Here is a 3,408-nt window from a genome sequence, read left to right on the forward strand (position 1 = left end):
CGCCCCCGCCGCCCTACGCACCGCCGATCGAAGTCGGCGGCGGCTGGTACCTGCGCGGCGACGTCGGCGCCAGCGTCTACGACCGGGCGAAGTACAGCACCTCCTACGACTACAACCCCTACCCGGATGCCAACCGCTCCTACGGCAACGAGGTCGGCGGCGGCGGCTTCGCCGGAGCGGGCGTCGGCTACCAGTTCACCCCGTTCCTGCGCGCCGACGTGACCGGCGAGTATCGCTACTCCACCGGCCTGCGCGGCAGCGAGTACTACAAGGGCTACACCGACGAGAACGGGCTCGGCTCCTACGGCATCAACAAGTCGAGCGGCCACTTCGATTCGGCCGTCGTGCTCGCCAACGCCTACTTCGACCTCGGCACCTGGTACGGCATCACGCCGTTCGTCGGCGCCGGCGCCGGCTACGCCTTCAACCACGTCTCGGGCTACGGCAGCAACGGCCAGTACACCAGCGCGTCCTACGCCTACGATTACGGCAACCCGCAATACGGCGGCGGCTGCCCCTGCGCACCCCCGACCTACAACTACGCTCCTGTCTACGACGCCAACGGCAACGTGGTCTACAACAACCAGGCCAACACCAAGTCCTACAAGGACAAGACCACCGGCAGCTTCGCCTGGGCCCTCCACGCTGGCCTCGCCTACAACGTCACCGACGCGTTCAAGGTGGAACTCGCCTACCGCTACCTGAACCTCGGCCATGCCTCGACCGGCGCCAGCTTCTCCACCTGCTGCGGCGAGGCCGGGGCCGGCGTGAAGGTCAAGGACATCGAGGCCCACGACGTGAAGATCGGCGTGCGCTACATGCTCGGCGGCCTCGTCGCCGCGCCGCTGCCGCCGCTGATGAACGACTATCAGCCGGCCCCGGGTCCGCTCGTCCGCAAGTACTGAGCCTTCGGCACGCCATCTTCGAAGCCGGCGCGGATCGCATCCGCGCCGGCTTCTTGCGTTTCGGCACCGACGAAGACCCGAACGAATACGGTTAAGCCGTTCACAAGATTTGTGGTTTACCAGTCTTCGCAAGGTGTCCTGCGGGATGCGATGTCATACCAGACCTCGATGAGCCCGACTCATCGAGGTCCGGCCCCCGCGACTGCGGGGCGGCGGCAATCCGCCGGACCTCATGGGTTCCTACCCATGAGACTTGGTATCAGGTCTTGCGTAAGGACGTCCCCATGGCTGCGCTCGAACGCCGCTTCGCCGCCACGGCGCTGCTTCTCCTTGGGCTCGGACAAGGTCTCGGGATTAGAGCGGCCGAGGCCGCCGACCTGGCGCCCCCGCCCCCGCCGGCCGCGCCGCCCGTCGAGGTCGGCGGCGGCTGGTACCTGCGGGCCGACTTCACGGAATCGGTCTACGGGCGCCCGCACGACGACACACGGGCGGATGCGAACGATCCCGGCATGCCGCCCCTCGTCGGCCTGCGCCTGAGCGATGCGGCCGGTGGCGGTGGCGGCGTCGGCTACCGGATCAACCCGTGGCTGCGCGTGGACGCGACCATCGACCAGCGCGGGCCCGCGCGCTACCGCGCCTACTCCTCGCGCTCGAACTTCGCCACCGGCTACAACGTCGAGGCGGCGCAGGTCTCCGCGCTGACCGGCCTCGTCAACGTCTACGCCGACCTCGGCACCTGGTGGGGGCTGACGCCCTATGTCGGCGCCGGAATCGGCTTCTCCGACATGGGCGTCGCCCGCGGCTACACCCAGACCACCTGCACGGCCGATTCCTGCGACAGCAACCCGGGCACCGGCCCGCGCACCGCCGTGACGCGCCCGGGCCGCGCCGTCGCCTCGTTGGCCTGGGCGCTCACCGGCGGCGTCTCCTATGCGGTCGGCGGCGGCTTCAGCGTGGACGCGGCCTACCGCTACGTCGACTTCGGCAACGCCAAGAGCGGGCTGGACGCCTACAACGGCGGCACGCGCCTGAAGGACCTCGCCGCCAACGAGTTCCGCCTCGGCCTGCGCTACGACCTCGGCGGCGTCGGCAGCCTCGGCGGCCTGCCGAACCTCGTCGGCGTCGGCAACACCGCCTACGGCAACTGAGCCGGGTTCTCGACGGCGATCAGGACGGGCCGCAGGACGCCCTCGGGCCGTCCGCGACTCGCCTTGCGCGGAAGGACGGCCCCCGACGACCCGCGCGGACGGCGCGCCCTCCGACGCCTCGCCGGCATCCGGTTCACGCTCGGGCATTCCCTCTTATCGCGACGGGCCGGCGGGCGACGGCCGTCATGTGTGCGCGGTGCCTCGCATCGGCACAGCATATCGGCCGCGGTGGAAACCCGACATTAAGGTTACCTCCCTATCAAGACAGAACAGGTTTCGTAGTGCGGCGGTGCTGCCGCCCCGAGGACGACCGTGATGCGTAAGACTTCCCACGCACTTCTTGCCGCCTTGAGCCTCGCCGGCCCGACCGCGGCGCGCGCCGCCGACCTCGACTACGATTTTCTGCGCGGCCCCGACTACGACCCGCCGGCCGCCGTCACGACGATCGACTGGAGCGGCGTGTATCTCGGCGGGCACGGCGGCTACAGCTCGGCCGCGCTGGGGTTCAAGAACGCCTACCAGCCGCTCGTCTATCGGCAGACCCACGACACGTCGGCCGAATCGATCTTCAACACGTCCACCCTCATGAGCCCGTCCTCGAAGCGGGTGGGCGACACCAGCTTCGGTGCCTTCGCCGGATACAATTTCCAGTTCGACGAGATCGTGGTCGGCATCGAGGCGGACTACACCAGCTTCGGCCGGACCGGCACCACCACGGACGGCGTCGGGCGCATCAAGTCCCGCGATGATGGCGTCGTCGAGACCCTCTCGCTCACGGGCCACTCGGTCACCAAGATCAACGACTTCGGCACGATCCGCGCACGCGCGGGCTATGCCCTTGGGAATTTCCTGCCCTTCGTGACGGGTGGTTTCGCGATCGGTCGAGCCCGCATCGCCGACGGCGTCACGGTCGAGGATTCCGGATTCAATGCGACGACCTTTGCCGCCAACCAGGCTTTGACCGCCGGCAAACCAGCTTACGTGTACAATTTCGGCTATCGCGCGTTCAATCAGGCCAACCCGACCGCGGGTGTGCCTTACACGACCGTCATCAATCAATCGAAGACCAAGACGGTGGGCGGCATCGCGCTGGGCGGGGGCCTCGAATACGCGATCACGCCGAGCATCCTGCTGCGCGCCGAATACCAGTACGTGCTGTTCAACGACTTCGACGGGCACAAGGCCAACCTGAACACCGTCCGCGGCGGCGCGGCCGTCAAGTTCTGATCGGCGCTTCGCCGATCGCCTTCACTCGCGCCGGATCACCCCGATGCCCGTTCGGACCTCGCTCCCCCTCGCCGCTCTCGCGGGCCTGCTGGCGACGCTCGCCGCCGGGCCCGCCGCGGCCCAGGGGC

Annotated in this window: 3 protein-coding genes; all 3 read left to right on the top strand. The window is 68.7% G+C overall.

The window, feature by feature from the left end:
* Positions 1–905 (top strand): porin family protein (locus FV222_RS20600; protein WP_147815519.1); only part of this gene is annotated, 905 nt, incomplete at its 5' end.
* Positions 906–1,189: 284 nt separating this feature from the next.
* On the top strand, positions 1,190–2,053 hold the full coding sequence (locus tag FV222_RS20605; protein ID WP_147815520.1) for an outer membrane beta-barrel protein: 864 nt from the start codon (positions 1,190–1,192) through the stop codon (positions 2,051–2,053).
* 315 nt (positions 2,054–2,368) lie between these two features.
* On the top strand, positions 2,369–3,280 hold the full coding sequence (locus tag FV222_RS20610; protein ID WP_147815521.1) for an outer membrane beta-barrel protein: 912 nt from the start codon (positions 2,369–2,371) through the stop codon (positions 3,278–3,280).
* Positions 3,281–3,408 lie beyond the last annotated feature (128 nt).

Origin of the sequence: Methylobacterium sp. WL103, assembly GCF_008039885.1 — a bacterium.
In the GTDB taxonomy this organism is placed as follows: domain Bacteria; phylum Pseudomonadota; class Alphaproteobacteria; order Rhizobiales; family Beijerinckiaceae; genus Methylobacterium; species Methylobacterium cerastii.

Excerpts from the sequence above, each read along its gene's own strand:
- FV222_RS20605 (WP_147815520.1), top strand. The coding sequence starts at position 1,190 with ATGGCTGCGCTCGAACGCCGCTTCGCCGCCACGGCGCTGCTTCTCCTT.
- FV222_RS20610 (WP_147815521.1), top strand. The coding sequence starts at position 2,369 with ATGCGTAAGACTTCCCACGCACTTCTTGCCGCCTTGAGCCTCGCCGGC.